The 25,383-nt window shown below is 44.9% G+C and carries 18 protein-coding genes; 8 read left to right on the forward strand and 10 right to left on the reverse strand.

Features of this window, described 5'->3' with window-relative positions; translation table 11 throughout:
- From K5R16_RS06935 to hemC, 6 genes are all read right to left on the reverse strand, one after another.
- Positions 1-810: retention module-containing protein (locus K5R16_RS06935; protein WP_220736804.1), on the reverse strand; the 810-nt coding region annotated here is incomplete at its 3' end.
- 255 nt (positions 811-1,065) lie between these two features.
- Entirely contained in the window at positions 1,066-7,923 is a 6,858-nt protein-coding gene (locus K5R16_RS06940; RefSeq protein WP_220736805.1) for a retention module-containing protein, read from the reverse strand.
- Between the two features lie 282 nt (positions 7,924-8,205).
- A complete protein-coding gene (locus tag K5R16_RS06945) occupies positions 8,206-9,372 on the reverse strand; it encodes a heme biosynthesis HemY N-terminal domain-containing protein (RefSeq protein ID WP_220736806.1) in 1,167 nt (388 codons plus the stop codon).
- The gene (locus K5R16_RS06950; protein WP_220736807.1) at positions 9,372-10,520 is read right to left on the reverse strand and encodes a uroporphyrinogen-III C-methyltransferase; all 1,149 of its coding nucleotides are present in this window, start codon (positions 10,518-10,520) and stop codon (positions 9,372-9,374) included. Before K5R16_RS06950 ends, K5R16_RS06945 begins: the two co-directional genes overlap by 1 nt.
- Before the next feature lie 66 nt (positions 10,521-10,586).
- On the reverse strand, positions 10,587-11,315 hold the full coding sequence (locus K5R16_RS06955) for a uroporphyrinogen-III synthase (protein ID WP_220736808.1): 729 nt from the start codon (positions 11,313-11,315) through the stop codon (positions 10,587-10,589).
- A gap of 9 nt (positions 11,316-11,324) precedes the next feature.
- On the reverse strand, positions 11,325-12,257 hold the full coding sequence (gene hemC / locus K5R16_RS06960; RefSeq protein WP_220736809.1) for a hydroxymethylbilane synthase: 933 nt from the start codon (positions 12,255-12,257) through the stop codon (positions 11,325-11,327).
- Between the two features lie 217 nt (positions 12,258-12,474).
- Between hemC and K5R16_RS06965 the strand changes: the two genes are divergently transcribed.
- Positions 12,475-14,880 (forward strand): class I adenylate cyclase, encoded by a 2,406-nt coding sequence (locus K5R16_RS06965; protein WP_220736940.1) that lies wholly within the window; start codon positions 12,475-12,477, stop codon positions 14,878-14,880.
- Between the two features lie 65 nt (positions 14,881-14,945).
- Here K5R16_RS06965 and cyaY read toward each other — a convergent pair whose 3' ends face one another.
- Positions 14,946-15,278 (reverse strand): iron donor protein CyaY, encoded by a 333-nt coding sequence (cyaY, locus tag K5R16_RS06970; RefSeq protein WP_220736810.1) that lies wholly within the window; start codon positions 15,276-15,278, stop codon positions 14,946-14,948.
- Positions 15,279-15,722: 444 nt separating this feature from the next.
- On the opposite strand from cyaY, the gene K5R16_RS06975 reads away from it, so the two are divergent.
- From K5R16_RS06975 to K5R16_RS07000, 6 genes are all read left to right on the forward strand, one after another.
- Complete coding sequence (locus K5R16_RS06975; protein WP_220736811.1) at positions 15,723-15,899, forward strand: hypothetical protein; 177 nt, start codon at positions 15,723-15,725, stop codon at positions 15,897-15,899.
- 5 nt (positions 15,900-15,904) lie between these two features.
- Positions 15,905-17,149: a diaminopimelate decarboxylase gene (lysA, locus tag K5R16_RS06980; RefSeq protein ID WP_220736812.1), complete on the forward strand. Its 1,245-nt coding sequence runs from the start codon at positions 15,905-15,907 to the stop codon at positions 17,147-17,149.
- 65 nt (positions 17,150-17,214) lie between these two features.
- Positions 17,215-18,042, forward strand: a complete 828-nt coding sequence (gene dapF, locus K5R16_RS06985) for a diaminopimelate epimerase (protein ID WP_220736813.1) — start codon at positions 17,215-17,217, stop codon at positions 18,040-18,042.
- Positions 18,039-18,674 carry a DUF484 family protein gene (locus K5R16_RS06990; protein WP_220736814.1) on the forward strand — a complete coding sequence of 212 codons (636 nt, stop codon included), beginning with the start codon at positions 18,039-18,041 and terminating at the stop codon, positions 18,672-18,674. The genes dapF and K5R16_RS06990 overlap by 4 nt, the downstream gene beginning before the upstream one ends.
- Before the next feature lie 12 nt (positions 18,675-18,686).
- Positions 18,687-19,601 carry a tyrosine recombinase XerC gene (gene xerC, locus K5R16_RS06995; RefSeq protein ID WP_220736815.1) on the forward strand — a complete coding sequence of 305 codons (915 nt, stop codon included), beginning with the start codon at positions 18,687-18,689 and terminating at the stop codon, positions 19,599-19,601.
- A complete protein-coding gene (locus tag K5R16_RS07000; RefSeq protein WP_220736816.1) occupies positions 19,598-20,323 on the forward strand; it encodes an HAD-IA family hydrolase in 726 nt (241 codons plus the stop codon). The genes xerC and K5R16_RS07000 overlap by 4 nt, the downstream gene beginning before the upstream one ends.
- Before the next feature lie 17 nt (positions 20,324-20,340).
- On the opposite strand, the gene ric is transcribed toward K5R16_RS07000, so the two are convergent.
- Both ric and K5R16_RS07010 read right to left on the reverse strand, forming a co-directional pair.
- Complete coding sequence (gene ric / locus K5R16_RS07005; RefSeq protein ID WP_259649788.1) at positions 20,341-21,048, reverse strand: iron-sulfur cluster repair di-iron protein; 708 nt, start codon at positions 21,046-21,048, stop codon at positions 20,341-20,343.
- A gap of 110 nt (positions 21,049-21,158) precedes the next feature.
- Positions 21,159-22,247: a galactose oxidase gene (locus tag K5R16_RS07010; protein ID WP_259649789.1), complete on the reverse strand. Its 1,089-nt coding sequence runs from the start codon at positions 22,245-22,247 to the stop codon at positions 21,159-21,161.
- Between the two features lie 308 nt (positions 22,248-22,555).
- Between K5R16_RS07010 and K5R16_RS07015 the strand changes: the two genes are divergently transcribed.
- Complete coding sequence (locus K5R16_RS07015; RefSeq protein ID WP_220736818.1) at positions 22,556-24,682, forward strand: hypothetical protein; 2,127 nt, start codon at positions 22,556-22,558, stop codon at positions 24,680-24,682.
- Positions 24,683-25,062: 380 nt separating this feature from the next.
- Here K5R16_RS07015 and fis read toward each other — a convergent pair whose 3' ends face one another.
- Positions 25,063-25,368, reverse strand: a complete 306-nt coding sequence (fis, locus tag K5R16_RS07020; protein ID WP_012153658.1) for a DNA-binding transcriptional regulator Fis — start codon at positions 25,366-25,368, stop codon at positions 25,063-25,065.
- Positions 25,369-25,383: the final 15 nt, after the last annotated feature.

The raw sequence follows: 25,383 nt of genomic DNA on the forward strand, positions 1-25,383 counted from the left end.
GTCATTCACCAGCTGGCTTGGGTCATCAACTGGGGTGACTTCAATTGTTAATGTGGCTGTTAAGCCTGTGTTGGTGGTGTAAGTAATGACTGGGACATTGCCGTTCCAGTTTTCATCTGGGGTAAAGGTATAGCTGCCATCTTCATTGATGACGATAGTGCCGTTATCAAGCTGAACGGTGGTGCCCGCAGTGACGGTTTGACCGTTCACTTCAAAACTCACCACGGTTAGATCGCTGTCGATATCGCTATCGTTATCGAGCACATTACCGGTCGCCACTTCATCTTCTGCGATGCTATTACTGTCATTTTCCAGCTGGCTTGGGTCATCATAGGTGGCATTGCTTTGGCTATCGAAAAATGGGGTTGTATCGGAAACTGATTCGTTTAGGCCTGAAGTTGTGTAACTGGCATCGGCTAGGGTCTCAGCTCCTGAGCGGGATATTGATACATGGCCTGAAGACCCCTCGCTTCCTGACGGAGTCCCTGCTGCTGTATCTGGACCTTCAGTTGGGTCTTCTCCAGCTGCTATAAGTGATTGTATCTGCTCTATTTCGCTTAAAACTTCTAAGTCAGCGATACTATCTTCTGTGCTTTGTTCTACGGAAAAACTGTCTCCTCCGCTTGATGAAATAATGCTACCGTCTTCAAGGAGAAGCTCAACAAAGCTGGCTTCATCAATCGATAAGTTAGTATTAGCGGGAACGAACTCACCGTTTACAAAACTTTTTACATCACCGTTAACTTTAGCGGTAACTGAACCTGTTACTTTTTGAATTTGGCCCGCTTGCGTTATAACTATCGATTTCATCGTCTGCTCCTTGCTGCGACTCACCTTTATAACGTGTAGCGCATGCACATTTTTTTCAACTTATCATCAACAGATATTAAAGGATCAGGTAACAACGGTCAATTTTTTGACACTTTACTGTTTAAGAATTTTTTGCGAATTGGCTTAATTATATTAAGTCGTTAGTGTTAGCTCAAAAAAAAGCCACTAAATAGAGTGGCTTTTGTCGTGATTAATATTGAATGAGTTGTCTGACTCATACTTTAGACTGACTTTTTATGGAATAATATTTCCCTGATCTATTTGCTCATAAGGAGGGATGAAGGTGCCATTTGGATCAACGATTAACGCTTCATCAGCTATTAGGCCTGCAATGATATCTGACTCAGCATTACTGCCATAAACTAATGACAGGTCGATGCCATCCAGAACAATTGTTACACCGTCGGTACCAATACCTAGTCCATCAGCATCAATGAATATGGTAGTGTTGCCTCCAGTAAAGTCAAAAGAGAAGAAGTCTTCTAGATTACCGTTTTCTTCACCGACTAACAGCCCTGTTAAATCGAGTACATCGACGTCGTTGTTAAAATTGTAAACAGTATCGGTGCTGTTATCTGCACTGTCCTGTTCCCAAACAAAGAAGTCTCTTTCTCCGTCATCGGCGCCATTAAGTGCCCCTCCATCTAAACTATCGCTGCCTTGTCCTCCAGATAGATAATCTCTGCCAATTCCACCCTCTATAGTGTCAGTACCTGTACCGCCTATAAGAATATCATTGCCTTCACCACCTTCCATATCGTCATTGCCTGCACCACCAATAAGCTCATCATTCCCAGCAAGGCCTTTTAAGATGTCATTTCCTTCACGACCAAAAATACGATCATCCAAGTTAGCACCTGTTAGTGAGTCAGAACTTGTGCTACCGAATATGAGGTTATTGATATTATCGGTACCAACAACAGTGATCGAATCATCGGCAATCTGATCATGAGTAAAGACCGCTTCAACAAATCGAGCTTGGAAGTTACCGCCATTATCATCCAAATAAGTAATTCGCCAAATATCATTGGCAGCTAAAGGATTAGCCATAATATAGTCAGCTAAAGATGTTGCGGTAGGATCACCATTTCCATCTAATAGGAATATAGCGCTGTAATCAATTTCCGCTTTCATCAAGCCAGAGTCTGCATCGAAAGACCAAGTAATAATGCCGTCACCATCATTTTCAGCTATGACTTCAAACATGGCACTACCTATCGTTAATCTGACTGATACCTCTGACTCTCTCGCTGCACCTGCTGCAGTATTTTCATCTTGTTCACCAAGCGGAACCGGTATATCGAAAGGAGCTCTTTGGTAGTCAGTAAATAGCTGCAATGAACCACTCTCAGGATCTGAGTTCATCGCGTTAGCAAACTGCTCACTGATAACCAAGTCTGCATCTTGATCATTACCAGATGTGAGTGGACTCGAGCCGTCACCAATTTGAACTGTTTGACCCGCTAAGCTGTTTGCTGGAACGGAGTGAATGATAAATTCACCATCAATCGAGTCACTGCCTGAATTTACTGTGAAGGTGAAAGACAGATCCAACTGGTAGTCAACTTCACCATTGTCCCCTGGAACGTATACTAGTGTTTCCAGCTCAGTTGCACTTAGTTCTGGTGGATTATCAAAGTCTATTAATGTAAGTGTGTTTCCGCCATCTATCATGTAATAGACACTACCTAATTCGACTGTAGGATCTAAGTCAGGCGTGAGCAGTACTAGTGCCAAATTTGTGATGGTGATCGTGTCGTTTACGTCTATATCAGAGGGCTTAGTGACGAGTAAAGGATATCCGCTCAAGTATGGATCGGTAATTTCCCCAACAGCGGCAGGAACCCAGATCTCTTTAGCGAATTCACCTTCAATAACATCATTTACACCATCGATGGTTATTGTGACGACTTCGGTATCATATGCACCATTATTATCAGTGACAGTAACGTTAAAGCTGAGTGTAATTGATTCCGTTTCTCCCAAAAATTGGATCAACTCATTTGAGATGCTAAAGTCCCAACTATCTTGATCGGCGCTGAATCCAGCAATCAACTGATCGATCTGATCTTGGGTTAGTACATCTGTTAGTGTGCCACCACTCCAGGTTATATCACTATTGTAGAGCGAGGAAACACTTGCTGTGTCACCAGTATCCACATCAGTGAAACTCAATGCTCCGGTATCACTTATTAATTGATTTACGACGTCTAGATCTTCAGTTACTCCTCCGGATGTATCTACAGTCAGTACTGGAATATCGTTGGTGCCAGTGACTGTCACAGTGACCAGTTGCTGACTGTAGGCGCCATGTTCATCGGTGACGGTGACCAAGAAGGTCTCATCGTGCATCTCGCCTTGGGCGAGGGCGTTGACTAGCGCGTTGTCGGCTAAGGTGTAACTCCACACACCAGTATCAGCATCTATATCGAAGGTACCGTAGTCGTTGACTTGGGCGACAAAACTCCAGCTCCAGCTGGCGCCGTTATCGACATCATCGGCGGTTAAAGTGCCGCCGGTCATTAAGTTGCCTGGCTCGGGATCGTTACCGCCATCCATCACCCCAGCCTCTAATACATCACCGGTTGCATCGTCGATGGTCGAGGTGATAAGTGGAATATCATTGGTACCAGTGACCGTCACTGTGACCAGTTGCTGACTGTAGGCGCCATGTTCATCAGTGACGGTGACCAAGAAGGTCTCATCGTGCATCTCGCCTTGGGCGAGGGCGTTGACCAGCGCGTTATCGGCTAAGGTGTAGCTCCACACGCCGCTGTCAGCATCAATATCAAAGGTGCCGTAGTCGTTGACCTGGGCGACAAAACTCCAGCTCCAGCTGGCGCCATTATCGACATCATCGGCGGTTAAAGTGCCACCGGTCATTAAGCTGCCCGGCTCGGGATCGTTACCGCCGTCCATCACCCCGGCTTCAAGTACATCACCGGTTGCATCGTCGATGCTTGAGGTGATAAGCGGAATGTCATTGGTGCCGGTGACGGTCACAGTGACCAGTTGCTGACTGTAGGCGCCATGTTCATCGGTCACAGTGACCAAGAAGGTCTCATCGTGCATCTCGCCTTGGGCGAGGGCGTTGACCAGTGCGTTGTCGGCTAAGGTGTAGCTCCACACACCAGTGTCAGGATCTATATCGAAGGTACCGTAGTCGTTGACTTGGGCGACAAAACTCCAGCTCCAGCTGGCGCCATTATCGACATCATCGGCGGTTAAAGTGCCGCCCGTCATTAGATTGCCCGGCTCGGGATCGTTACCGCCGTCCATCACCCCGGCTTCAAGTACATCACCGGTAGCATCGTCGATGGTCGAGGTGATAAGCGGAATATCATTGGTGCCGGTGACGGTCACAGTAACCAGTTGCTGACTGTAGGCGCCATGCTCGTCGGTCACAGTGACCAAGAAGGTCTCATCGTGCATCTCGCCTTGGGCGAGGGCGTTGACCAGCGCGTTATCGGCTAAGGTGTAACTCCACACACCAGTGTCAGTATCAATATCAAAGGTGCCGTAGTCGTTGACTTGGGCGACAAAACTCCAGCTCCAGCTGGCGCCGTTATCAACATCATCGGCGGTTAAAGTGCCGCCCGTCATTAGGTTGCCCGGCTCGGGATCGTTACCGCCATCCATCACCCCAGCCTCTAATACATCACCGGTGGCATCTTGAATGGTGGAAGTGATAAGCGGAATGTCATTGGTACCAGTGACTGTCACGGTAACCAGTTGCTGACTGTAAGCGCCATGCTCGTCAGTGACGGTGACCAAGAAGGTCTCATCGTGCATCTCGCCTTGGGCGAGGGCGTTGACCAGCGCGTTATCGGCTAAGGTGTAACTCCACACACCAGTGTCAGTATCAATATCAAAGGTGCCGTAGTCGTTGACTTGGGCGACAAAACTCCAGCTCCAGCTGGCGCCGTTATCAACATCATCGGCGGTTAAAGTGCCGCCCGTCATTAGGTTGCCTGGCTCAGGATCGTTACCGCCATCCATCACCCCAGCTTCAAGTACATCACCGGTAGCATCTTGAATAGTGGAAGTGATAAGCGGTATGTCATTGGTACCAGTGACTGTCACGGTAACCAATTGCTGACTGTAAGCGCCATGCTCGTCGGTCACAGTCACCAAGAAGGTCTCATCGTGCATCTCGTCTTGGGCGAGGGCGTTGACCAGCGCGTTATCGGCTAAGGTGTAGCTCCACACGCCGCTGTCAGCATCAATATCGAAGGTACCGTAGTCGTTGACCTGGGCGACAAAACTCCAGCTCCAGCTGGCGCCATTATCGACATCATCGGCGGTTAAAGTGCCGCTGGTCATTAGGTTTCCCGGCTCAGGATCGTTACCGCCATCCATCACCCCGGCTTCAAGTACATCACCGGTGGCATCGTCGATGCTTGAGGTGATAAGCGGAATGTCGTTGGTGCCGGTGACGGTCACAGTAACCAGTTGCTGACTGTAAGCGCCATGTTCATCGGTCACAGTGACCAAGAAGGTCTCATCGTGCATCTCGCCTTGGGCGAGGGCGTTAACCAGCGCGTTGTCGGCTAAGGTGTAACTCCACACGCCAGTGTCAGCGTCAATATCAAAGGTGCCATAGTCGTTGACTTGGGCGACAAAACTCCAGCTCCAGCTGGCGCCATTATCGACATCATCGGCGGTTAAAGTGCCGCCGGTCATTAGGTTTCCCGGCTCAGGATCGTTACCGCCATCCATCACCCCGGCTTCAAGTACATCACCGGTGGCATCGTCGATGCTTGAGGTAATAAGCGGAATGTCGTTGGTGCCGGTGACTGTCACAGTGACCAGTTGCTGACTGTAAGCGCCATGTTCATCAGTGACGGTGACCAAGAAGGTCTCATCGTGCATTTCGCCTTGGGCAAGGGCGTTGACCAGCGCGTTATCGGCTAAGGTGTAACTCCACACACCAGTGTCAGTATCAATACCAAAGGTGCCGTAGTCGTTGACCTGGGCGACAAAACTCCAGCTCCAGCTGGCGCCATTATCGACATCATCGGCGGTTAAAGTGCCGCCGGTCATTAAGTTGCCTGGCTCGGGATCGTTACCGCCGTCCATCACCCCAGCTTCAAGTACATCACCGGTAGCATCTTGAATGGTGGAAGTGATAAGCGGAATGTCATTAGTCCCGGTGACTGTCACAGTAACCAGCTGCTGACTGTAAGCGCCATGCTCGTCAGTGACGGTGACCAAGAAGGTCTCATCGTGCATCTCGCCTTGGGCGAGGGCGTTGACCAGCGCGTTATCGGCTAAGGTGTAACTCCACACGCCGCTGTCAGCGTCAATATCAAAGGTGCCGTAGTCGTTGACTTGGGCGACAAAACTCCAGCTCCAGCTGGCGCCATTATCGACATCATCGGCGGTTAAAGTGCCGCTGGTCATTAGGTTTCCCGGCTCGGGATCGTTACCGCCATCCATCACCCCGGCTTCAAGCACATCACCGGTTGCATCTTGGATAGTGGAAGTGATAAGCGGAATATCGTTGGTGCCGTTAATCGTTACTGTAACAACTTGATTTGCTGAAAGACCGTATTCGTCGGTCACTGTTATGTTGAATGTTTCCGAAACTTGGTCACCAACAGCCAAACTATCGGCTAGTTCATTGCTTAGGATGAATGTCCAACTGCCCGTCGACTCATCGAGGCTAAATATTCCGTAAGGTGTTTCTGCTGCATCATTTAAGCTCCATGTAAGAACAGCTCCGTCATCAATATCTGTCGCTGCTAATACGCCGCCTGTTTCAGTTATACCTGCTGTAGCTTCGTTACCGCCGACTAGCACGCCAGCTTCGACTACGTTACCTTGTGCATCTTCAAATGAAGAGGTGATAACGGGAGCATCATTTTCACCTGTAATGGTTATCACTAAAGTCAGAGAGACTTCATCACCATCTGCATCCACTAATAGATAATCAAAAGTATCTGTTATTTGTTCACCTAGAGCTAACGATTGAACTTCTTCTGTCTGGTTATTAAGGATGTAATTGTAACTTCCGTCGGCGGCGATAACTAAAGAGCCATAAACACCAGCAATAGTGCTTTCAGCGCCTATCTCTGCTGTGCCTGAACCTGAAGATATTTGCGTCACTTGGGCTAAATCAGCACCTAGAGTATCGTTAGCTAATACATTGCCAAACACGCCTTCAAGGTTGTCTTCAGTGATAGCATTTACATCGTCGAGGCCCGTAGGAGCATCATCGACAATATTCGCTGTGACTACCGCAGTGGTACTATCTCCCTGATTGTCAGTAAGTTGCACTACAAATAGTTCTGATAAAATGTCAGATTCACTGTGATCTAATGCGCTATTAAGGGTGTAGCTATAGGTAAGAATGGAGTTTGTAGGATCATAAGCGGTTATCACTAAAGTGCCATATTCACTGGGGATAGTAACTGGGCCGATGAAGTTACCGTCAACAAATACTTGTGCACCATTGATTGTAAGGGCTTGAATTCCCGCTTGTACGGCAACAGAAACACTCTCAGCTTGTGACAGTGCAGCAACTTGAGGCGCAGAGCCTTCAGCCAAGTTTTCTTCATACAGTGTCACAGAGCTAGTAGTAATTGTAGGCTTAGCAAACTGTTCTAAAAAGTTAGGTTGTTCATCTAGGCGAGAGGTTTGTGGCTGAATAAAGCCATCGGTGCTATGTCCTGCTGCCGCAATTGTTTCGTCACCTGCACGGCCTACCGATATAAAACCACCACCTTCATTACCAGCAGGGCTAGTTTCCCCTGCTGCTGTATCAGGCAAGTTTAATGTCGGATCTTCACCGCTTAGAATTTGTGCTTGTAAGGCAGCAATTTCTGGAACGATAGCCTCGATGATTGTTTCAGTGGCTTCAAACCCAGCACTGGTGACTTCAGCTGTGTCTTGGAAATCAGCTTGGGTGACTATGGTACCGTCGCTATATTCAAGTTTAAACGTTGCATCTGCTGCAACATTAAATGAGGTGTTTTGGCGTAAAGTATCGCCCACCTTAAGAGGAACCATTTCACCCTGATTATTTTGACTGTTGATGACGCCAGAAAGCTCCACAATGGTGGCATCCTGTTTTGAAATATATGTACCCATTATAAAATACTCGACCATCTCATCCGTGAGCGAAATAAAGGAACATTAGTACTTAGTCATTTTAATTGTTGTACCAATAGTACAAAGTTTGTACGTGGTTCAAATGTTGTCAAATCGGGGAAAGTCAAGGTGAGGCAATAATATGTTTTTGGGGTTTTTTGTAAGATTTTAAAGGCGAGTTTTTTCAGTGGGCTAGCTTATAGGGAATAAAAAATAGTGTGCTTTAAAAGACAAAAAGCCACTATACAGTGGCTTCTATATACAAAATTAATATAAAAAAACTTACAGCTTGGCGGCATTCCTTCTGGTTTGCAGTGCTCTGTTTAATTCGCCTTGGTGTTCCTGTGCATCAGCGAGAGCGTGTAAGTTATTGATGTCATCCTGGAGGTAACAAGCTTTTTGCCACCATATTTTAGCATTGTGATAATCATGATTCTGGTGATACAACTTAGCTAAACAGATCTGATAATCAACATTGTCTTCAAAGTTAGCTTCGAGCGCTAATAGCTGCTTTTTAGCTTCAACATCCGACGGGGTGAGTACTTGAGATAATGCTTCAAAAATGGCTTTTGAAGGAGCTGCTTTAAGTTGCTTTTGCAGCAGCTTTATAGCGTGCTCTTTGTGGTCATAGCGATTTAAGCCGATTGCATATTCTGCAATATATTCTGCTTGTTTTCGTTCGCTACGCGATAGCCAATGCCAGCATTTTTCTAGCTCTTGTTCATTTGTACTTGCGGCATACTTTAGTAAAGCGATATTGGTTTCAAAAGTGAGCTTTTTAAACGCATCATCGGTCATAATCTGTTTTTTACTGGCGATAGGCAAAATAAGCTTAAGAGCTTGCCAATCCTGCTGCGCTTGGTACAAATCCACGGCGAGCTTTAATACAGGCGCTTTGCTTTTACTGGTTGGATTTAACTTATCTAACTCTTCTCGTGCTAGCGCTAATTCACCTTGTTGCAGCAGATAACGGGTACGGGTAGTACTGACTGCTTTTGTGGCTAAAGGCTCAAGCTCTGCTTTAGCAAGGTACTCATCACGAGCAATAATATTATTTTGGTGTTGTGCAGCTCGCGCGGCTGCGAGTAGATTAAGTGCGGGGATCTCACCTTTATCTGCGCCTTTAACCATGGCTTTTTCAGCTGCGGCCCAATCCTCTTCTGCTAGTGCTAAAGCGCCCATTAGGGTGTGCTTTCTTGCCGCCTTCTTACGCCATTTTTCTGGAAGTAGTCGACTTCCTAAAATGAGGTTCAACACCCAAACAATAACAAACTCAGCCAGTTGTAGCAGGCTGTAAAAAATAACCAGTGCAATAACTGCAAAGACGATACTGGTCTCTACTTGATAGTCACCAATGGCAATATAAAGGTAGCCTTTATTACCAGCTAGAAACGGGCTGATGAAGAAGCCCAGTAAAATAATACCTAGATAGACCAGAACGCGAACCATTATTGCGCCCCCTCAGTCATTAAATTACCGTAGGTTACTAATTGGTTTAAAAGGTTGGACGAATCAAATCGTTCAATGGATGTTGTTTGGATCTTCAAGGTTTCTAATGCATCTAAAGTGGCTAGAGCATCGGTGACCTGTTGATCTTTAAGATCGAAATACTGATAAATCCATTTTCTAGCCAGCTTAACTGAGTTGCGGTAATTAACTTGATCTTGTCGATACAGGGCTAATTGAGCTTGCAGCAGTTTGTTACGAGTATTTTCGACAAGGTACCATTGTTGATCGGGCTCTAGTAACGGCGCAGCATCAGTAGTGCGCTTTCTTATAATAACGAAGTCATCAATCAGTGCTTGCCAAGATTTAGCAAGGTTTGACTGCCAATCGTCTAATGAATCACTCACCTGGGTATCTTTTAACTCTTCAGCAGAGAAATGAGTTTCTGCACGGTTTAATGGCAGGGTTTCTATACCATCAATTAAGGTATCAAGGGTTAATACTGTGCCAGAAATATCGGTATTCTTAATCGAGGCTGTAGCGGCGATATCATTAGCGAGTGCTTTTCGAAGTGGCATTAATGAGGGATCACGCATCGACTTTATCCGTTCGTCAGCCGCTTTTAGTAGGCTAGTTGCGGTGCTAGGATCTTTCTCTAACCACAATTTTTGCCCTGCAAGGCGTACTAGGTATTTCGCTTCCTCGGCTCGCCAATGGTTAGGGTTGCGCTGAGCAATAATCGACACGCGTTCTTGCAACTGTGTTTGTTCGCTTTGCGCGGTTGATAGTGCTAAATCTACGGCTGATTTAAATTGGTTCTGCTGTTGCTCTAAAAAGGCGATACGCTGATTTGGTTTAACAAGTTCAGCCTGCATTTTTTGCTCTAATGCGAGTGATTGCGCTTTTTGCGTTTCAAGCTGTTGATACAGGTAGTATCCGCCTGCAGCGGCAGCAAAAGTAACCATTAATAGTAAAAACAGCGTAATAATAACGCCCCATGGGGTAGTTTTATTTGCTGCAGAGGTTTCATTGACAGCTGGTTGTACAGGACTGCTCTGCGGTTCAGACTGAGCGTCAATAACGGGCTGTGACGCAATAGTTTCTTCTGGAGTGGGCGCTGTGGAGCTGACGTCAGTGTGCTTGTTTTCCATTAAACAGTCCTTGAAAGCGATGATGCTGCAGTAAAACGAGTATTTACGAATGCTTAAGTGACTAAACTATAAGGATAGTGCAGTCAGCATCGCATTGGTATTGGCTGCCTTTGCATTGGTTACGGTCATTAGACCGTACGCAGTAGCTTTATCATATACTCGGGAGCTAGGGACTATAATATGACAAGTTTGCAGCCATGCAAATAGTTCATTTGGAACAGTTTTGACAAGGTTATCGAGTATCTCGCCACTGGTAATGATGATAGTGTCTATACCGAATGATTGCCATTGCTGACAAATATTGCTCATATCTAACTCGGGACATCCCCTTTGATAGACTTCCCAGTAAGCTAAATTTGCATTGCGCTTGCTCAGCTCAATGGCTAAATCTTCTCGGCCACCGACGCCACGAACAATGACTATATTCTTATCGCTGACATTCTTAAGCGCGGGTAAACTAAGTAAACCTTCAGTCTGCTGACAATCATCGGGAGCTTTCTCGGCGTTAATTCCAAGGGCTTTTAAGGCTAAATAAGTCGCTTCGCCGACAGCGTAGTACTGAGCTGCGATTGGCCATTTGCTAGCAATAGCATTGGATGCAAACTTGACGGCATTAGTGCTAATGAAAATGATGATATCAGCTTGAGAAAGTGTACTGCTGATCTGCTTAGATTGTAGATTTGAAGCGGGTTTCACCTGTAATAAAGGCGTAGTAAGGTAAGAGACGTTTCTATAAGATAACGCCTCTTCCATTAACTGATTACGCCCTTGTGGGCGCGTCAGTAATACCTTCATCGAAACAGCTTATGCTTTCGCATATACGGCATCAAGAATAGTCTTTGCGCCTTTTGATAATAGCTCCTCAGCGAGTGCCTCACCAAGTTGCTCTGCATCGTTTTTATGGCCAGAAGTTGAGGCTTCAATCACTTGAGTTCCATCTGGATTGCCGACTAAACCGCGTAGGCTTAATGTGTCGCCTTCGATTTCAGCGTAAGCGCCGATAGGCACCTGACAACCACCTTCTAGACGGGTATTCATTGCGCGCTCAGCGATAACGCGAAGGCGTGTTTCCAAATGCTCAAGTGGTGCGAGCAGTGCTTTTACACGTGTATCATCAGTGCGACATTCGATACCTACAGCGCCTTGGCCATTTGCAGGTAGTGAGTCTTCTGCTGAGATAAAGCTAGTAATTCTTTCTTCAAGCTTTAGACGCTTTAGACCTGCTGCTGCAAGGATGATTGCATCATAGTTACCAGCATCAAGCTTAGCTAAACGGGTACCAACATTGCCGCGAAGATCTTTTATTTGAAGATCTGGACGAGCCGCACGAATTTGGCATTGGCGACGTAAACTTGAAGTTCCAACTACAGCACCTTGCGGTAGTTCATTGATGCTGCTGAAATTATTTGAAACAAATGCATCACGTGGATCTTCACGCTCACAAATAACTTCTAGACCTAGCCCTTCTGGAAAATCAACCGGTACGTCTTTCATTGAATGAACAGCAATATCGGCTCTGTCTTCTAGCATGGCAACTTCGAGTTCTTTTACGAATAAGCCTTTACCACCTACTTTTGCAAGAGGTGTGTCTAAGATGATGTCACCTTTAGTGCTCATCGGCAGTAATTCAACAGTGAGGCCTTCATGGATTTTTTCCAGTTCAGCTTTCACAAATTCAGCTTGCCACATGGCAAGAGGGCTCTTACGTGTTGCGATACGGATTACATTTTGAGACATGCAGAATATTCCATCTTAGAACTTAGTTGCGCCAATGCTAACATTGCCCGAAAGCAGATGTAACATTCTGCTGCTGATTCTTTGAAGTATACCCAATTATATCTCGGTCAAAAGTGTGATCAGCGTCACATTTGCTTGCTGCAAAACACTTTGCCGTATACATTAGACATAGCGATATAGACTAAGGAGTTAGCCTAATTTGGTAGAAAAGCTCGATATGCATGAATGTGCGGCTGAAAGATTGGATAGTATTCGATATGCCAGAGCGAGCGCTTTACTGTCGCCTCTTAAACGCTATCTGCTCCGTTTAATCCCCGTTTTATTGCATCATCATTCTGAAAAACTACCTGGCTACAATGGTCCGTTTACCCCCAATGGCATATTTGATTTTCATTTAAGCACTGAAGATTTCGAGGCTTGTGACACGCTAAACCTCAATGTTCCAGCCAATATTAGTAAAGCTAACCCTATGATTGAGGGGGTTTATAGCATGGGGAGCACCGCGAGCTTTGGACAGAATTCGCAGAGTGATATTGATGTTTGGCTGATCCATAGTAAATTAATGAGTCAGAATCAGTGTGAGCTATTGTCCCAAAAAGCCATTTTATTGACCGAGTGGTTTGCCCTGTATGATTTTGAAGTGAATATTTATTTGGTTCATCCTGAGCAGTTCATTATGGCTCAGGACGAGCAAGCGCATCTCTATAACTGCATGGGCCATGAGCACAGTGGTAGCGCCCAGCATTGGCTATTATTAGAAGAGTTTTATCGTAGCCATTTTAAGCTTGCGGGCAAAGTCATTGCTTGGTGGCCTAAAGCCAGCAGCAAACCCCATTTACTTTCGCTAGGTGATGCACAAACACTGCCTGCTAGTGAGTATTTTGGTGCGTCATTATGGCAACTCTATAAAGGTGTTGAAAAACCTCATAAAGCGCTATTGAAAGTGTTACTTCTAGAAGCGTACGCAAGCGAATACCCTAATACGCAACTGGTGAGCGAACGTATCTGGCAGCGTACCTTAGAAGGGGATTTTTCTGCAGGCAATGACGCCTATTACTTGCTGTATGAGTCAATCGAAAGCTATTTATTAAAGCTTGGTGATGCAAGAAGATTAGAGATCACGAGACGCTGCTTTTACCTCAAATGTGGTGTTAGGTTGAGTTTGCCTGAGCAAGCGAAAGACTGGCGCTATTATAAGATCCATCAGTTGGTCGAAGATTGGGGCTGGGCACCGAGCTTAGTTGAAACCCTCGATAATTGTGAACATTGGCATTGTGGACAGTTGCAATGGTTTAATGAACAGCTTAATGAGCTAATGTTAGGTAGCTATCAAACCTTGCTGCATTTTGCTTCGGCACATCGATTGAGTGAGAGCCTTAGAATATCAGAGTTGGGTTTACTGACCCGCAAATTACATACTTACTTTAGTGAAGATGAGCATCAGATTATGACGCTCAACCAACTCTGGAGTCGCTCGCTAACAGAATCTCACTTGTCGATTATTTATAGTGAACAAGATAGAAACTATTATCTGTATCGCTGCGCCCCCCATCCAAGAAATTTTCTACAACATAGTGCGGTTTATCACTCAAAAAGTAAGGCTAAACTATTGGTATGGGCCTCACTGAATGGCGTATCTGTTGAGGGGACGCGTTGGTATGAAGTTAAGAAAAGTAAGCGCAGAGCGGCTTTTTTAACAACGGCAGCGGATCGGTTAGTGGGTTTAATTGATATTGGTTCGATGAAAGTCTCAAAGTTAGCACTCTGCCAGCCTTGGCACTTTAAGAAGCTGGTGTTCCTGCTTAACTTCAATAGCGATCCAACAGAGCAATGGGTTGGCCAAGAGATAATGGCTGATTATCTAAACAGCAATGTATTCTCTATGGGAAAAAGCTGCAGCAACATGTTGGGCTCCATCGATGTTATTAGCCTAAACAGCTGGGGCGAGTGGCATTGTCATCATTTTGAAGGGCAAAAAGCACTATTAGATACATTGATGTTTGTGACGCCAGGCATGAGAAGAGCGTCACAAGATGTGGCGATGGAAGTTATTAGCTGTGCGAGTAAGTTACGTTCGCAAACTGAGCGTAGCGTTAAAAATTTACTCGATAGAACGGTACGTTTAGGTCGTGATGCGCAAGAGTCGTCAACATTGGTTTACCCGCTTAAGGTGGGGAAGACGCGTTACGGTATTTTCTTTAACAATAGAGGCATGCATTTCGAAAATTTGAGTGATGCTAAGTCCTTTTATCAGCAGCTATCAAAGAGAAAGCTAGTTGAAATACCAAGACCAGAACTTGGTAATGAGCCGTTTTCAAAGATCCCATCGGTGATCCAAGATTATGCCGCGAGAGGGGCTATTCAGTATTTCTTGCGTCAAAGAAGTGAAGGGTTAGATGTGTTTATCTTAGATGAAAATAATGCTCTTAATCATTATGTCCAAGAAGAGGTCGATATTGAAGGACTAGTGAGTCAGGTCAGCCACCATCATGCTTTTAATGATTCGATATTGGATCGAGAGCAATTTAATATGCCGCAGTTTTTTAAATTGGAACGCTTGAATGGCAAACTGGTAGCGCTACCCTTTGGTGTCTCGAAAGAGGCTTATGAAGTAGAGTTTTAAGGGGTGTTCAGGCAAAAAAGAGGAGTCTTTATACTCCTCTTTTTATCAAATAATTGAATCAATCGTTACTTAATATCTAGTTTCAGGCCACTTTGCTTAAAAATAGATTCAATGACAAATGGCATAAATTCGTTGTCATTGCGTTGATCTAACCATTTACCGTCAATGTATGCGAAATGGTAGCCGCCGAATTGAGTTGCTAACCAAATCTCATGCATCGGCTCTTGCTTATTGATTACAATTTTAGAATTACCGTTGAACTCTAACTGCAATACATTACCTGAACCATCAACATCGACGTCGGCATCTTCTTCGTCAATGAGTACCTCTATCGCACTATCAATTGCTTGAAACATTTCATCTGCTAGTTGATGAAATTCGAAATCTGTCATAGCCATGCGAAATCTTCCTCAGTTTTTAAAGGTGTAGCCTTGATTAGGCTAATACTACCAATCCAATCTACGATTACCAATCACATTAATTTTGGGGTTATTCTTCATTCTTCAAAATCGCAGTAGCAAGTTGTGGTTAAGTTGTTGTTTAATATTTAATTAGTTGGTTTTGGGTATAGTGGTTGTGGCTGTGATATTGATGTGAACTGTAGCGCTAAAAATAGACAATAGTCACATTCAAACCAATATAGCGCTCAAATTTGTATTTTATTGTTATTTGTCACAGCTAAATGGCGGCAAGTAATGACTAAAAACTACTGATATAAATGCGCTAGAGGGTTGACTGTGAATAGCCTAGTCTGCAAACATCAAGCATATCTATTTTTTGCCACACAGCAAGACGTTGACTGGTGTTATCTCTGTTCTCGTTATTGCGCTAAAGGGTCATCGATGTTGAAAAAAATGAGACTGTTTTTATTACTCGGGCTTGGTAGCCTAGTACTTTTAGGTTGTGGGCAAAAAAGTGCACTCTTTAGAGCACCACCACAAGACGTTAATCAAGCCGCGACCGATACAAAGTCGCCTGACGCAGAGCCAAAGCAAAGCGAAGAAAGTAAAAAGGATTAAAGACGTTGGATCATTTTATATATCAAGCAGAAGAACTCTACGCCGAACAATGCCAAGTTGCCGAATTAGCTAAGCAACATGGCACGCCTCTTTATATCTATTCGCGAGCAACATTAGAACGCCATTGGCATGCTTTTGATAATGCAGTCGCTAATCATCCACACCTTATCTGTTATGCGGTTAAAGCCAATTCTAATATCGCAGTATTAAATGTGCTGGCACGCTTGGGTAGTGGTTTTGATATTGTCTCTGGCGGCGAGCTTGCTAGAGTGATTGAAGCCGGTGGTGATCCTGCTAAAGTGGTATTTTCAGGCGTTGGTAAAACAGTGGCCGAAATGGAGATGGCGTTAGAGATAGGTATTTACTGCTTTAACGTCGAATCTGCTGCAGAACTGGAGCAATTGAGTATTGTTGCACAGCGAATGGGCAAAGTGGCTCCGGTGTCGTTGCGGATCAATCCTGATGTTGATGCTGGCACACACCCCTACATTTCTACTGGCCTTAAAGAGAATAAGTTTGGTATTGCAATGGAAGAAGCTGAAACTATCTTCCTGCGTGCTAAAGAGTTACCAGGTATAGAAATAAAAGGCGTAGATTGTCATATTGGCTCTCAGCTTACCGAGATAAAGCCCTTTTTAGACGCCATGGACCGAATGTTAGCGCTGATTGACCGACTCGCAGAACAAGGTATTGAAGTTAAACATTTTGATGTCGGTGGTGGTCTAGGCGTGACTTATGATGATGAGTTACCGCCACAACCAGATGTTTATGCTGCTGCTCTACTGGAGCGTTTAGGCGGTCGAGATCTTAAGTTGATTTTTGAACCAGGCAGAGCGATTGCCGCCAATGCAGGTATCTTTGTCACTCAAGTGCTGTACCTTAAAGAGAATAGCGATAAGCGTTTTGCTTTAGTCGATGGCGCGATGAATGACTTGATTAGACCTTCTCTTTACAGTGCATGGCAAAAAATTATCCCTGCGATTGATCGTGGTGGTGAAACCCTGAGCTATGACGTTGTTGGCCCAGTTTGTGAAACGGGCGACTTCTTAGGCAAAGACCGTCAGCTGAATATAGCGGCTGGTGACTATTTGGCTATTCGTTCATCGGGCGCTTATGGGTTTACTATGGCTTCGAATTACAATTCGCGTCCACGTGCTGCCGAGCTAATGGTTGATGGTGATAAAGCTTTCGTTATCCGTGAAAGAGAAAAACTTGCACAATTGTGGCAAGGTGAGCAGTTACTGCCGTAAACTCAATATATAGAATGTAGCGTGATAAGCACTGTCCGCTACAGTTACCTTTAAGGAAGTCCATCTTGATTCAATTCACGAAGATGCACGGTTTAGGCAATGACTTCATGGTTGTTGATGGGGTTACACAGAATGTGTTTTTCTCACCTGATCAGATCAAGCGCTTAGCCGATAGAAATTTTGGCATTGGGTTCGATCAATTGTTGTTGGTGGAACCTCCGTACGATCCTGATCTTGATTTTCACTACCGTATTTTTAATGCTGACGGCAGCGAAGTTGAGCAGTGCGGTAATGGCGCACGCTGTTTTGCGCGCTTTGTGCGTAATAAAGGGCTGACTCAAAAACATAAGATCCGAGTCAGTACTTCATCAGGCAAGATAACGCTAAGGCTAGAGCGTGATGGCAAGGTGACGGTCAACATGGGCGTACCGATGCTCGAGCCATCGAAAATCCCTTTTAATGCTAAGAAAGTAGAGAAAACCTACTTACTGATGGCATCTAGCGGGACATACCTTTGTGGCGCGGTATCTATGGGGAACCCACACTGTGTGATTGATGTCGACGATGTGGCAAACACGGACGTCGATGCTATCGGTAGTGAATTGACTCAACATGAGCGTTTTCCCAAAGGTGTGAATGTTGGCTTTATGCAGGTAGTTAACCCTGGTTATATTAAACTGCGTGTTTATGAGCGCGGCGCGGCTGAGACATTAGCCTGTGGCACTGGTGCTTGCGCAGCTGTTGTTGTGGGCATATTGCAGGGCAAACTGGAAAGAAATGTGCGAGTGGATTTACCTGGCGGTACCTTGATGATCAATTGGGATGGTGAAGGTAAGCCACTGTGGATGACCGGACCTGCTGAACACGTTTATGATGGACAAATTCCCCAATGACAGATAGCAGCATGAAACAGCAGCCTCCTTTTGATGAAATATTGATTAGAGAGTACCTGCTCGATAACCCCGATTTTTTTAGTCGCTACCCAGAGTTACTGCTCGCCATGCGGATCCCTCATGCAGAGCGAGGCGCAGTTTCGTTAGTTGAACGGCAGCAAGAGTCGCTGCGTCAGCGGGTGTCTCAGCTTGAAGAGGAGATCACCTCTTTACTGTCTATGGCATCTCGTAATGAGCAGATCTACATGTTTAACAGTGCACTGTCGATGCAGATGCTAAAATGTGAAGATATGGGTGAGTTACGCCAAGTATTATCAAGTGGTCTAAAAGAGCAGTTTCAGTTCAGCCATGTACGGTTAATCACAGTGCATGATATCGACAGCGAACTGTCGCAGATCTGGAAAAAACGCTTAGATTCAGGTTACTATTTTGGCCGTTTAACCAATGAAGAGTCAAAACGCTTATTTGGGTCAGAAGTCGGCTCAGTAGCATTATCTCGGTTATCGCAAGAGTGCGGCCAAGTGATCTTTGCTATCGCAAGCTCAGATCCGATGCATTTTCATCCTGATATGGATCACCTGTTACTTTCGCAGCTCAAACAGTTACTGGATCATCAGTTGCCCAAAATTTAATAGCGAGGCTTTATGGCTGACAATGTATCTTCGGGCACGTCACCCTGGCTTATCAATTTTGAACGATACTTAACAACCGAAAGGCAAGTTTCAGCTTATACCGTAAGAAACTACCTGTTTGAATTAAAGCGGGTAGAAGCCGTTTTCTCGCCTGATGATGATTGGCTTGCGCTAAAACACGAATCACTGCAAGCCATTATCGCTAAACTACACCGTAAGGGGCTGAGTCCACGCTCATTATCCCTTACCTTGTCGTCAATTAAACAGTTCTTTGATTTTTTACTCAGAGAAGAGCAAGTCTCAGTTAATCCAGCACTTAATCTCAGCGCACCTAAACAAGCTAAGCCTTTGCCTAAAAATATGGATGTGGACTCGGTAACCCATCTGTTAGAAATCGATGCTAACGATCCGTTAAGTTACCGAGACAAAGCGATAATGGAGCTGTTTTACTCTTCAGGGTTACGATTGGCAGAGCTGGCAGCCTTGAATGTCAGCGATATTAAATTTTCCCAGGCGCAAGTAAAAGTGATGGGTAAGGGCAGTAAAGAGCGTATCGTGCCGATTGGTAAGCTAGCACTGACCGCAATCTCTCAGTGGCTCGATATCAAACGAGATATCCCTTGTGAAGATGATGCACTGTTCGTCACCGGCAAAGGCCGACGTTTGGCGCACCGCAGCATTCAAGCCCGGCTGGCTAAATGGGGGCAGGAGCAGGCGCTGAGTGTGAAGGTGCACCCTCATAAACTGCGGCACTCATTCGCGACCCATATGCTTGAATCAAGTGCAGATCTACGCGCCGTACAAGAGCTATTGGGTCACGCAAACCTGTCGACAACCCAAGTCTATACCAGTTTAGATTTTCAACATTTGGCTAAGGTATATGACGGCGCACACCCCAGAGCAAAAAAGCGAGGCAGTAAATCATGAAGCTGTTTATTCGGCCAGAAGCCTTTAGCGTCATCAGTTTCGATCTAGATGACACCTTATATGATAATCGCCCTATTATTCGACAAGCAGAGGCGGCATCACAACAGTTTCTCAATCAGCAATATCCTAAATCTCAAGCGTGGCAAGTAGGTGACTGGCATCGATTAAAGTTAACGTTGATAAAGCAGCGCCCGCAACTACGCCATGACCCCAGCTTAGCTCGCCAAGCCATGCTTGAATGTGGCTTGGTTCAATTGGGTTACGATGCACGTACGGCCAAAGCCGGTGCGACAGCGGTGTTTGACCACTTTGTTATACATCGAAGTCACTTTTCAGTATCAGATCCGGTGCTTGAGCTACTCGCGAAACTGAAGCAAAACTATCGTTTGATTGGCATTACTAACGGCAATGTCGATTATCAGCGCATTGGTTTAGGGGATCTGCTTGAATTTGTTTTGCACCCAGGACAGGGCTTTAAGCAAAAGCCCGCAGCAGATATGTTTGTGCAAGCTGCCAAGCAACTCAATATTCCACTAAGGCAAATACTGCACATTGGTGATAGTGCTATGAGCGATGTGGTTGGCGCAAGGCAAGCAGGTTGTCAGGCTGTGTGGCTCAATCCAGGCTTTGGCGTAACAGAAGAGGCAGCGTTAACTCTGCAGCTGCCTCATATTGAGATTGGTAACATCCAAGAATTACTGAAGTTTAAGATGTTTTCGTAATAGTGATTTGGCTATGTCTAAGCCGTTAACGCTATAGCTTTTGGAAACAATACGTTGTTCTCAATGTAGATATGTTGTTTTAGATCTGCATCGAATTCAGCGAGGCTGGCATAACAAACGCGCCAAGTGGTGCAAGCATGCTCTGGCGGCTGAAAGCCGTTAGTAAGCTCGCTAATCTTCTCCATAATCTGCAAAGCATCATCATGCTCATATTGCATCGCATTGATTGGGTTGCTGATGTGACCAAAACAAGTTTGGCTTTCAACTTGATTATGTAGTCCCAAAATCGCTGGAAACAGGATCTGTTCCTCTTTCATCAGGTGTGGCATCAAATCATCAACCAGTGCTGTAATCCAACCTGCTAACGGCTTTATCTCACTGTGATTTTCACCGTGAGCACGTACCATTTTCTGGCTGTATTCGACTAAAAGCGGCGCTTTTTCTCTGACAAAAGTATGGTGGGTAGCCTCGATATAATTAAGCAGATCAGGCAGTGGCAGTTCGGTAAGCCCTTGGTCGGTGACTGTGTTTTCATCGAGTGCGAGTAGTGCATTGAGTAATGCATCCTCATCGGCATTAAAACGCGAAATAGCGCGTTCTAGCGTAATACCGCCGCCACAACAAAAGTCGATACCATGTTGACTGAAAATATGAGCTGTACGAAAGTCATTAGCGACCAACTCGCCGACACGAGTATTAAGTAGCACTTCTTTTGATTGAGACATGGTGGCACTCCAACAAATTAATATAACAAGCATATTATTTACATCTTAATGTGTTCTCAATCATTACTTGAGTAAAATGCTCGGGTAATCACACTTTAGCGGTCAAAACCTTACTTTAGAGGTACGCTCAATACGCTTTTACTTACCTGTTGTTGTTTAAGCATGCCGCCAATGCGAAGTGCTTGGTTTTTATAAATAATAAGGCCGCGATGATCCATAGATGAGGTTTTCACAATCTCTGCTGGAAGCCATTGATGTGAGGTCAAGTCAAAGCGGTGCATCAGATCGGATGCTGAACTTGGCTGGCCGTTATAGCCGATACCATCATAGTTGTATGGGTTATTGCTGCCACCTATGAAAATGATTTGCTTGGTAAGCTCATTTCCCGCTGCTGCCATTCGATAGTGCGCCACTGCCGTTGGTTGTGGTAGCTTGCCTGCAACCTGTTGAGAGTAGTGCGGTAATAACTGCCAGTCGATACGTAAGTGATTATCAGCTTTTATTTTTCCGTATAAACAAACTGGTGATGCTGTGAATGTTCTCGGCTGGTTGATTTGAGGAGTAACTGTTACGCCATCACACATGATTATTTCATCATCGACTATGCCTGCTGCTTGGCCAAATACAGCAGGAATAGGTAAGGGGCTGGCTTGGGCCCAAGTATCAGTTTGGGTGTCATACACCTGCACTAAATTGACATTGCCATGTTGATGCCAGCCACTCAGTAGATAGATATATCGGTTTTGATAAACCAGTGCGCTGGTGTCATCAACAGCTACCGGCATATCGGCGATGCGAGTATAGCTTTTATCCTTAATTGAGAAGCGGTAGTTATCGGCAGTCGATAGCTCTTGATGATCACTAGAAACAGTAAAGCCGCCAAATAAGTAAGCATCACTGTTAATGCCAACAGCTATAGCGGCTAATCGACCGCTTATTTTATTAATGTGTGGTACGGCTGGTAACGGTTGCCATTGAGGGGCTACATGGCTTATCTCTAGTGACCATGCTTTGTTATGAATCGCCTTATAATCCTTGTTTTGCCCCATTCCCATAAAGCTCAGCAGGTAATCGTTACTACCGTCATTAACAAGTGCCACGGCATTGTTTGTTACCGCTTCTGGCATATTGGGCTGCGGTTTTGCGAGAAGACTAAATGAGTAGCAGCTCAATAGTAGAATAATTAATGTGTAGTGCATCGTTTATGACCAATTTGAAGGGGAGGTCTAATGTAGCAAAACGCCACTAAGGTTCAATACTTACTGAACTTAAGCATTGTGTTGGTATTAACGGTCAATGAGTCATCACTTGTAATGGTGCTAGTTATTTAGTTGTTCATTTATAACTAAATAATGAAATAGTATTGATAATCAATTGCTTGAATTTAGTTAACCCTAGGTCACAAAGTGCGTACAAAATGTAATGATTAATGTTTTATTAAGTTGTGGTTCAGAGTTGGGGTTAAAAATGCCCATACCTAATATTAGGTATCATAAAAGAGATAATGATGATGAACCTCAAACAATTCAGAATGCCGCTAGCGGTATTGATGACATTTGGTATTGCTGCCTGTGGATCTGATGGTAAAGATGGATCTGATGGAGCCGATGGCGTTACGCCTCCAGTGTACGCAAACACTGCAGAAACACTTAAGCTTGAGTACATAGCTTATGGCATTGATGAGCAAGGTATTCGTTCCGCCTCATTCAAGCTGACCAATGAGAAAGATGAGCTTGTTAAAGGCCTGCCTTCAGTACGCTTTCTACATAGCCAACTTGCCACATTGGAAAAAGGTGGCTCTCAACGTCAAGGGTTTGGTTACGTAACTTGTTCTGCAACAGGCGAGGTTGATGCCTGTTTAACTGATAATGAAGACGGCACCTACTCAGTCTTTAACCCTACATCTATATTAGATCTTGATACCACAGCTAAGGGCTATGAATATGATAGCGCATTACCTCAGCGCTTTATGGTGCGTGTTCAAAGTTATGCTGGTTTACCCGTCATTGGTAGTGTCCAAGATATTATGCCTGAAATTGATTTCATGCTGTCCGGTGAAGCCGTGGTATCGACGCGTGAAATAGTATCAACTGAATCTTGTTTAGGGTGTCATACTGATATTGCCTACGCTCGTTACGATGATTACGATCGCTCTCCGCATTACGCCAATGACTTAAAGGCTTGTGCTACTTGTCACGCTACTGGTGAGAAAGATGGAAAAGGCACGCTTAATGAACGTGCACATCGCTGGCACTTCGAAAGTTATCTAACTAACGTCGAGTCAACGAAGAACTGCTTAAGCTGTCATGAAAATGAAAATAGCACCGAGCTACCAAATGCTGCTGATTGGTTAGTTGGTTATGACGCTAAAGCTTGTGCGACTTGTCACTCTGGTGATTATGCACCAAGTCATGGCTTTGATATGCCAATGACTTGTGGTGGAGTTTGTCACGACGTTAGTGAAATTCATGTTGCACCCGTTGAAGCGCTCGCAACGGCGCGAGATATGTTCAGCATTGAAGTCATTAGTGCTGAAGCGACGCCTAGTACCGGTACTCGAGGTGGCAATGACTATAACACTGCAGAGATTGCATTAGTGTTGGAGATCCGTGATGCAAGCGGATCGCCTGTTACAGAAATGCCAGATTTTAAAGCATTGCGAGCAACCCTTGCATGGGATGCATCTACTAACTATCGCATGCTGACTATGGAAACGTTAGAGGGCGGTAAGCTGGGTCGTATGGCAGACCATAGCGTTAATGCTAAATTGAATGAGATGGAAGTTGTGTCGGTTGGTGCTGGTCAATTTGCATTCGTGATTTCAGGTGCTCTTAATCCAGATCAAAGTAAGAACGATACAGGCTTAATCATTCCTGCAGGAACTGAGAATGCTAAAGGTGCAGTATCGATTGAGTCAACAATCATGATCAATAAGGCTGGTGAATTACAACCTTCAACAAGCGATGATGCAATTCAAAACCGCTTACGTTCAGTCACAGCGTTTTTTGATATGCAAGGGTTAGCAGATAGTCGCCGCCAAGTGGTTAGCAATGAGGCTTGTGCAGCTTGTCATGGCGATATGGCCTACGGCATGCACTCTCGTCGTAATGATCTAGAGCAGCAGTGTTCAACGTGTCATAACCCTAATATTGCTGTTTGGGACAAAACATTTAATGCTCTTAAAGTCGCGCCAGATGACACTGTGCTAAATCATCTTGGTTGGTCTGTATATGTCCATGCACTGCATGCTGGAGATAGACAAGAGCAAAATCTAGAAGATGGTGCGGTTCGTGACTGGAAATACCCTGCAAACATTAAAGACTGCACAGCGTGTCACGTTAGTGGTTCGGTGAAGCTGGATGATATTCAGAAATCCGGCATGTTCGTTACACGCGATGCCTACGCAGAAGATGCTGAGTTCTCGCTAACCTCGCCAGCAGCAGCTACTTGTTGGTCTTGCCATAGCAGTGGCGGAGAACCGCTTAAATCACACATGATTAGTAATGGAGCAATCTTTAATGCGCCGATTGATGGCGCTGAAATTGAAGGTGAGATTATTGTTGAGCACAACAATCTAGAGTCGTGTTCAGTGTGTCACTCTGAAGCTAAACTTGCAGAGTCTCACAAACTGTAAACTCGTCGTAGCACCCTTAACTGTCTCCCTGCAATTGAGACTTGCCGCTATCAATAGATAGCGGCTTTTTAGTTGGTACTTTTCCTTCGAGACTTTTAGGCCGAATGGATTCATAGGTAGCAAGCATTATCAAACCAACTCGGCTTAAAGGAGTTCGCCACCAAAGTGATGAATAGTTCAACCTGTATATCGGTTGATATAGAGACTTTCTAACCATAGTAAGAAGCTGATTATTCAATCATGATATTTTTTGTTGGGAGCTGCAAGGAACTAAGGATTAGGGAAGCAGAAAATCTGGGTATATACGGGGACATATAAACAAAAACGGGCTTTCCATTTCTGGAAAGCCCGTTTCAATACAACAGCTTAAGACGTTAGTCTTAGTTCATGCCGTATTTTTTTAATTTTTTACGCAAAGTACCACGGTTGATACCTAGCATGTTTGCAGCACGAGTCTGGTTACCGCGAGTGTGTTGCATGATGATATCTAGCAGAGGTGCTTCAACTTCGCTTAACACCATTTCATAGACTTCTTCTGCTTCTTGCCCGTCCATTTGAGCGAAAAAGTTTGTTACTGCACGTTTTACGGCATCGCGTAATAGCTGTGGCTTGATTGCGCCACTTGCAGTTTCAATTTTGCCAACAGTCAGTGGGTGAACTTCAGTGTGAGTTGTTTGATCAAACATTCGTATTCTGCTCTT

It is taken from the genome of Shewanella sp. c952 (genome assembly GCF_019654975.1).
In the GTDB taxonomy this organism is placed as follows: Bacteria; Pseudomonadota; Gammaproteobacteria; order Enterobacterales; family Shewanellaceae; genus Shewanella.

Bases quoted from the DNA above. Each gene is read 5' to 3' on its own strand.
- cyaY (WP_220736810.1), bottom strand. From the start codon at position 15,278: ATGGCTATGACAGATTTCGAATTTCATCAACTAGCAGATGAAATGTTT.
- K5R16_RS07000 (WP_220736816.1), top strand. From the start codon at position 19,598: ATGAAGCTGTTTATTCGGCCAGAAGCCTTTAGCGTCATCAGTTTCGAT.
- K5R16_RS06975 (WP_220736811.1), top strand. From the start codon at position 15,723: ATGTTGAAAAAAATGAGACTGTTTTTATTACTCGGGCTTGGTAGCCTA.
- xerC (WP_220736815.1), top strand. From the start codon at position 18,687: ATGGCTGACAATGTATCTTCGGGCACGTCACCCTGGCTTATCAATTTT.
- ric (WP_259649788.1), bottom strand. From the start codon at position 21,048: ATGTCTCAATCAAAAGAAGTGCTACTTAATACTCGTGTCGGCGAGTTG.
- K5R16_RS06965 (WP_220736940.1), top strand. From the start codon at position 12,475: ATGCATGAATGTGCGGCTGAAAGATTGGATAGTATTCGATATGCCAGA.
- K5R16_RS07010 (WP_259649789.1), bottom strand. From the start codon at position 22,247: ATGCACTACACATTAATTATTCTACTATTGAGCTGCTACTCATTTAGT.
- hemC (WP_220736809.1), bottom strand. From the start codon at position 12,257: ATGTCTCAAAATGTAATCCGTATCGCAACACGTAAGAGCCCTCTTGCC.
- K5R16_RS06940 (WP_220736805.1), bottom strand. From the start codon at position 7,923: ATGGGTACATATATTTCAAAACAGGATGCCACCATTGTGGAGCTTTCT.
- fis (WP_012153658.1), bottom strand. From the start codon at position 25,368: ATGTTTGATCAAACAACTCACACTGAAGTTCACCCACTGACTGTTGGC.
- K5R16_RS06990 (WP_220736814.1), top strand. From the start codon at position 18,039: ATGACAGATAGCAGCATGAAACAGCAGCCTCCTTTTGATGAAATATTG.
- K5R16_RS06945 (WP_220736806.1), bottom strand. From the start codon at position 9,372: ATGGTTCGCGTTCTGGTCTATCTAGGTATTATTTTACTGGGCTTCTTC.
- K5R16_RS06955 (WP_220736808.1), bottom strand. From the start codon at position 11,315: ATGAAGGTATTACTGACGCGCCCACAAGGGCGTAATCAGTTAATGGAA.
- K5R16_RS07015 (WP_220736818.1), top strand. From the start codon at position 22,556: ATGATGAACCTCAAACAATTCAGAATGCCGCTAGCGGTATTGATGACA.
- K5R16_RS06950 (WP_220736807.1), bottom strand. From the start codon at position 10,520: ATGGAAAACAAGCACACTGACGTCAGCTCCACAGCGCCCACTCCAGAA.